Source organism: Sinorhizobium terangae, assembly GCF_009601505.1.
GTDB lineage: Bacteria > Pseudomonadota > Alphaproteobacteria > Rhizobiales > Rhizobiaceae > Sinorhizobium > Sinorhizobium terangae.
Map to the genome: position 1 here is coordinate 1 of NZ_WITC01000024.1, position 7,071 is coordinate 7,071.

Here is a 7,071-nt window from a genome sequence, read left to right on the forward strand (position 1 = left end):
ATGTCGCCGGTGCGGATGCCCTTGTCGAGCACGTTGGCGATCGCCTTTTCGAGGTTGTCGGCTTCCTTCACGAGGTTGAAGGAATAGCGCAGGCACATGGCGAAGGAGGCGATCATGGCGATCGGGTTGGCAATGCCCTTGCCGGCAATGTCCGGTGCCGAGCCGTGCACGGGCTCGTAGAGCGCCTTGCGCTTGCCGGTCTTCGGATCCGGCGCGCCGAGCGAGGCGGAGGGCAGCATGCCGAGCGAGCCCGTCAGCATGGCGGCGACGTCGGACAGCATGTCGCCGAACAGATTGTCGGTGACGATCACGTCGAACTGCTTCGGCTGGCGCACCAGCTGCATGCCGCCGGCATCCGCCAGCATATGCTCCAGTTGCACATCGGCATATTTCGCCTTGTGCGTTTCGGTCACGACCTGGTTCCAGAGCACGCCCGATTTCATCACATTGCGCTTTTCCATCGAGCAGACACGGTTCTTGCGCGTGCGTGCGAGCTCGAAGGCGACGCCGGCGATGCGCTCGATCTCGTAGGTGTCGTAGACCTGCGTGTCGTTGCCATCCCACTTCGGTCCGCCGACAGCGCCGAAGAGCACGGCATCGGCGGCAAGCGATCTCAAGGTTCGCTTTGCCGCCGTCCACGTCGATGGCAAGCGTTCGAAACGCTGACGCCGAGGCGGCGAACGATATCGAGCAGCGGGAGATGATGTTCTCCAGGTTGCCGCTCTCGACGGTGTAGCGCATCGCGTCGCTCATGCGGCGACCTTCGGCCAGGGCCGCTGCTGCGGACGCAGGCTCTCGAAGGCCCGCGCGAGACGCAGGACGCCGATGTCGTCAAACGGTTGGCCGATGATCTGCAGCCCGATCGGCAATCCGTTGGCGGCATAGCCGCAGTTGATCGAGATCGCCGGCTGCCCGCCCATGTTCGCCGCGACGGTGAAGGCAATGTGCTCGAACGGTTTCTGCGGGTCGTTTATCGGCGAGGCCCATTCGGCGGGAAAGGATGGCGTCGGTGCCGTCGGCGACAGGATGAAATCAAACCCCGTCAGCCCCGCGTGAAGGGCGTTGCGCATGCTTTCGATCTGGGTGAAGCCGGTATAGACGTCGCGGCCGGAGAAGTCCTTGGCCGTTTCGATCCAGTCGAAGATATAGGGCAGGATCTGCGCCTGCTGTTCCGGCGCCAAGCGCGACACGTCTTCCCAGCCGCGCGCCCGCCAGAAGCGGTCGAGACCATCGATCATTTCGCGGGTGAGGAACGGCGCGACGGGCTCGAGGATTGCACCGGCGTCGGCAAAGAGCTTTGCCGCCTGCTTGACCGCCTGCTCGGTTTCTTCACTGACAGTTTGGCCGAAGCCGGCCTCGAGCCAGAGGCCGATCTTCAGGCCTTTCACGTCACGGGCAAGGTCGAGCCAAGGGATATCGGCATAGGGCAGGGCCATGGTGTCGCGGGCATCCGGCTTCGAAAGCACCGACATGTAGAGCGCCGTGTCGGCCACGGTGCGGGTCATCGGCCCGGCCACACGACCGATGAAGGCCGGATTGATCGGGATTCGGCCCGCGGATGGTTTCAGACCAACGACGCCGCACCAGCCGGCCGGCAGCCGAATCGAGCCGCCGATATCGGTGCCGATGTGGAGCGGGCCGTAACCGGCTGCCGCAGCCACTCCCGCTCCGGCGCTCGATCCGCCGGGACTGGCTGAGAGGTCCCATGGATTGCGGGCCAGCTTGTGGAAACTGGAAAGGCCGGAGGAGAGCATGCCGTAATCCGGCATGGTGGTCTTGGCCAAAATGATGCCGCCCGCCTCGCGGGTGCGCGCTGCCGGCGGCGCGTCGGCGGCGGCCGGCACCAGCGGCACGGCAGCGCAGCCAAGCGGCACGGGCGTGCCTTTCGTGGCGATGTTCTCCTTGATCGTCACCGGCGCACCATCGATCGCGCCCAGAGGCTCGCCCTCCGCCCACCGTGCTTCGGATGCCTTCGCCGCCTTGCGTGCTTCGTCGGGATCATAGGCCCACAGCGCATTGAGTTTCGGCTCCAAGGCATCGATGCGCGCGATGACGGCCTCAACGACCTCGACAGGAGAGAGCTTTCGCAGGCGGTAAGCCTCGACAAGGTCGACAGCGGAGAAATCGGCGAGATCGGACATGGGCGAAAATTCCTTCAATGAGAGCAATGCCGCGAGAGGTGTGAAACGGTTTTCCGTCCGGAATTGCGCAATTTCAAAGAGTTAGATCATCTCACTGTTCCTGTGAGACAATGGAACGATCTAGGTAAAGTGACAGCGGGCGGACCAAGCCGGCGTCACCGGCTTGGCTATGGGTGTTTGGGTCAGACAGATATCCTGCCTGCGCTGACAGATGGCGGCATAGGCGCAGCCGACGGTGGTGGTGGCGGTGTGGACGGGCGGTTGAGTCGGCGTCTCCGACCGGAACCGCTTGCGGCGCCCGGAGAAGGGCCTGGGCACGGCGGCGACAAGCGCCTGCGTGTAGGGGGTGACGGGGGTTGTCGAATACGTCGTCCGTCGGTCGTTGTTCCACGATCCGGCCGAGATGCATGACAGCGACCCGGTCGGTGATGGCGCGGACGACGCCGAGATCGTGGCTGATGAACAGATAGGAGAGGCCGAGTTTCTCTTGCAGGTCCATCATCAGCTTCAAGACCTGCGCCTGGATCGACACATCGAGCGCCGAAACCGGCTCGTCGGCAACGATCAGCGCCGGTCGGGTGATCAGCGCGCGGGCAATGGCAATGCGCTGACGCTGACCGCCGGAGAACTCGTGCGGATATTTGTCGGCCGAAGCCAGCGGCAGGTCAACGGCGTCCAGCACTTCCGCAACGCGCCGGTTGCGCTCGGCGATGCTCGTCCCGCGCTCCAGCGAAACGATCGGCTCGGCGATGATCGTTCGCACCATATGGCGCGGGTCGAGCGAGCCGTAGGGATCCTAGCATGCGCGTCTTGCACGGCGTCAACATCGAGCTTTCCGCGGGTCAAATGCTTTGTTTCGAAAAGATCCGCGGGCGCGGCAGGTGGTATTCGCGCACCAGATCGGTAGCCTTGGCATCGTGGGGAAAGCGGCTCGGGCAAATCGACTCTTGCCCGCGCCGTGATGGGACTGGAGACGGGCGTCGCTTGCCACTGATGTTCGGTTGGTGACTGCCTGTTCGGCAAGGCTGAATGGAGGAACTCCTGCTCGTTCGTGCGGCAGGGTTGTGCCTTTGTCCGAGCAACTGCCGCGCCAAACCAGAACCATTGAAAAACATTAAGACACCAACACAGCAGTCTCTGATGTCCGACGTATTGTCAAGAAGCAGACAAGGAAGTTGACAAATGCTTAGGATCAGAAACCCGCAAGGTCAGAAGTTTCCCGGTTGGTATGGCGCTTGCTTGTTCACGGCATCGTCTCCGACCGCTTGCGAGAGCGGGCAGCTAGTCTGGTAAAATGAACGAAAGAAGCAGCTATGCCTCGAACTGACGTAGAGCGAGTCGTCAACGATCTAGGGAAAAGGCAGTCTGCTTGAAAGGGTCAAACCAAGTGCTACAGGTCTGGCGTCGATTGTAGAGATCGGAAAATGCCTCGACTAAACATCACGCATGACGAGTTAGACGTTACATCCGGTTGGACCGCTGCCAGAAGTCAGCTAGGTCAGAACAGCGGCCTCCAGCTCCCACAATAATGACTAAACCTGTATTCCTGCAATCAAAGTTAAGAATAGGATAGCGCTATGATTGTGCGTAGCCTGAACGATGTTGAAGCGACCGACCACTTCGTCGAGTGGGGCAATGGTACTAGCCACCGCCTCTTGACGGATAAGGACGGCATGGGCTTTAGCATCTGTCACACCGTTGTGCGCGCTAACACCGTCTCGCTGCTGCAATACCGTAATCATCTCGAAGCCTGCTACTGCATCGCAGGAGAGGGTGAGGTCGAGGACATGGACGGTAATGTCTTCCCCATCCGCAAGGGCGACATCTATGTGCTTGACAAGCATGACAAGCATATTCTGCGCGGGGGCCGCGACAAGGACCTGATCCTCGTCAGTATCTTCAACCCGCCCCTCAACGGAACCGAGCGCCACAAGCTCAACGACCCGGCAGGCTCAGGATATTGATCAAGGCGAATAAACGCCAGATCTCATATTAACGGCGCTCATTGCGAGGAATATTCACCTTAGCGGCCCAACACCATTCGCACCGCACGGGCGAAGAACCTCAGCGGAAAAATGTGTCGTTGTCTTGGTCATTCGGCCCGCTTTCTCAGAAGTCGGAGCATCCGGGCGAACTCGGCGCGGTTTAGTCACATGCGAAGATTTGGGAAGATTTGGAAGGTCGTCGCCTAAAGCAGATCCTGGGTCGATGAATCGAATGTGAAGTGACGATGATCTGCCACTTGTAGGCGAAGCGAGGAATTGGCCCCATTCTCATTTTGTCGGACACGAGAGGCCGCGAATACTGTCCTGATCAATGATGTCGCAGCGGACATGCTACCCGGGGGCACGGCCGGATACCTCGGCCGCCTCCACTGCCCTGAATTGCGAAGGAGGCGGTGAAACACCCGGTAAGATATTGCGTCACCATGTGGCTCCGCACGGGATTTTGTCCTGTCTCGAGGCGACATTGGCCGCCGCGTCGAATGAAAGACGAAAGAAGCCAGCTACGTCTCCTTGTCCAGAGCGTTCGTTGAGAAGTAAGCGGTTGCGCTGTTTGGATCAAGTTGGGTCCAAAACTGAAGATGCACCGCCCGGCGATCCACCGGGAGAGCCGCTGGACTCAATCAACTCATTCATCCGAATATCAGGGGCTTACCCGACAAAACGACAAAACGGTGAGGCCGGGCTGGAAAAATCACTTTGAAATTCCAGGGTCGCTTTCTTTGCCGGGAATACATGGCCGAGATTCCGGAACACTTGTGCCGACTGACAGCGATCGATGGGACGATGTCCGACGATGTGGGATACGTGACATAGCAGTGTCATGGCTATCGTATTGATTGAGAACGATTTCACCTTAGGCACGATATATGCAGTCCTCTTGAAAGGCGCATAGACAGAGGAGAAGTCGTCCAATGATCACGCTCACCGAAACTCAGACGAGGGTGGCAACTGCGATACTGCCGTCGACAATATTTGGGCGTGGGAGCTTGGTGCGGATACTAGGCAGGTCGAGCTCAGCGCAAGAGTTTCGCTCCAGTCAATGCACGCCAGATTACACAAACGATTGCACGGCCCGAGCAGATCCGACCCAGTGTGACCGATTACGTGGGTCGGCGCGTAGGGCGGGAACCGCGCAACTTCGTGGGTGAGTGCGGGAGGGATGAAGATGGCATATCGGTCTTCTCCGGTGCGCGGCCGTGGCTGCGAACGCGATCAGGATAGGCATCCTGCAGCACCATCGATCTCCTCCACCGTCTTTGTTGGCGGTGGTACGCTTGCAATCCGCTGCGCTCAGCTGGCAATGGCGATGGGCCACGTCATTGGTGCGGCCCTGTGTGACGACGCCATCTTCGCAGAGTGGGCGGCTCGCGCTAATATCCCGTGCAGGGAAAGCGTTGAAGAGCTCTGCTCTTTTTTGGAGGCTGAGCCGGTAGATTGGATTTTCTCCATCGCCAATCCCTTCATATTGCCACCGGACGTGTTTGGGCGAGCGCGTCGAGGTGCTTTCAATTACCACGACGGTCCATTGCCGCGATATGCGGGAACGCAGGCAGCGTCTTGGGCGCTGCTGGCGCAAGAGACCGAATATGCCATCACGTGGCATCGGATCGATGATGGTGTTAATACGGGTGACGTCGTGGTTCAGCGCCAAGTGCTGATTACGCCGAACGATACGGCGTGGAGCCTGAATCTTAAGTGTCATGAAGCCGCGATTGAGGGCTTCCGCGACCTCTTAACTGGCCTTGAGAAGGGGAAGCTTACGGCCTATCCGCAGGTGCTGGTGGACAGAAGTTATTTTCCGAGCCGCCGGCGCCCAGATGCGGCAGGCTGTCTGCGATGGGACCGCTCCGCGCAAGATCTGTCAGCGATGACGCGTGCCTTAAACTTTGGGCCATATCATCCCAATCCAATGTGTCTGCCCAAGGTTCTCATTGGCGATGAGGTTGTCACAGTCAGACGCCTGGAGGTGTTGGCTCGACCCTCGGACGTTCCGGCAGGTCGCCTGCTTGAAGTCCACTCCAGCCATTGGCGTGTGGCGACGGGTACAGAGAATGTCGATGTTTGCTTTGGCGAGCCCGATGGGGAGGTGCTGGACGCGCGAGCCCTCGCCAGGCGCTCCAATCTGGATGAAGGTGATCGCCTTCCGATCTTGAGCGATGAACAGGCGCGCAGCATAACTGTCACCCATGAATTGCTGGCGCCTTCAGAGGATTTTTGGCGACAGCGGCTAAAGCAGCTTCGAACATTGCAGCTTCCTTTTCCGTCGTCGCCCGTGGCTCAAGCGCCGCTCGGATGGCAGTCGAGTTCGTGGTTCATTGCAAGTGCTTTGGCTAGACTGTCGCCACTCGATCGCACGGAATACTTGGTAACGGCTTGGCTGATCTATCTCGCCCGCATTACGGGAGAAACAGAGTTTCAATTGGGGTGGACGCCGGCGCCGCAAGCTTCGCGAGCCGGCTTGCCAGCGGTGGAGGCCCTGATCGCTTCTGTCGTGCCAATGGAAAACACCATTGATCCAGCCCAAGATTTTGCAGCAGTGCGCAGGGCAGTGGCGGCCGAATGGCATCGGCTGAAGGAGCACGATAGCTTTGCCCGGGATCTTATCGCGCGCTGCCCGACCTTGCGGCCCGTGAAGGCGCTACGGTCGCGCCGGCCTTGGCCGATTGGCATCACGATTACCGCAAATAGCTATTCTGCCGCTGGCGATCTGCCGTCGAGCCAAAGCGCTGGGGCACCCCAATGCGGTGAGGTGCTGACATTTGAGGTTTGCGCTGTGGATGGGAGCTTCCGCTGGCATTTTGATGCCAATCGATTGGCAGCCAAGCAGATCGATCGCATGACGCAGCATCTGCAAAATCTCTTGAGTGGTGTGATCGCCGATGCCGCGCAGCCGGTCGGCCGCATCGACATCCTGCCGGCCGACG

Annotated in this window: 3 protein-coding genes and 2 pseudogenes; 2 read left to right on the top strand and 3 right to left on the bottom strand. The window is 59.9% G+C overall.

The window, feature by feature from the left end:
- The 3 genes and pseudogenes from GHK62_RS04655 to GHK62_RS33830 form a co-directional block, all read right to left on the bottom strand.
- Window positions 1-614, bottom strand: a pseudogene (locus tag GHK62_RS04655) (isocitrate/isopropylmalate family dehydrogenase); the annotation flags it as partial.
- A 135-nt stretch (window positions 615-749) separates the two neighbouring features.
- Window positions 750-2,141, bottom strand: coding sequence for an amidase (locus GHK62_RS04660; RefSeq protein ID WP_153437163.1), 1,392 nt, complete (start codon window positions 2,139-2,141; stop codon window positions 750-752).
- A 267-nt stretch (window positions 2,142-2,408) separates the two neighbouring features.
- Window positions 2,409-2,937, bottom strand: a pseudogene (locus GHK62_RS33830) (ATP-binding cassette domain-containing protein); the annotation flags it as partial.
- A 781-nt stretch (window positions 2,938-3,718) separates the two neighbouring features.
- On the opposite strand from GHK62_RS33830, the gene GHK62_RS04675 reads away from it, so the two are divergent.
- Together GHK62_RS04675 and GHK62_RS04680 are read left to right on the top strand one after the other, a co-directional pair.
- Window positions 3,719-4,105 (top strand): ectoine synthase, encoded by a 387-nt coding sequence (locus GHK62_RS04675; protein WP_153437164.1) that lies wholly within the window; start codon window positions 3,719-3,721, stop codon window positions 4,103-4,105.
- Between the two features lie 1,207 nt (window positions 4,106-5,312).
- Window positions 5,313-7,071: formyltransferase family protein (locus tag GHK62_RS04680; RefSeq protein ID WP_272950331.1), on the top strand; the 1,759-nt coding region annotated here is incomplete at its 3' end.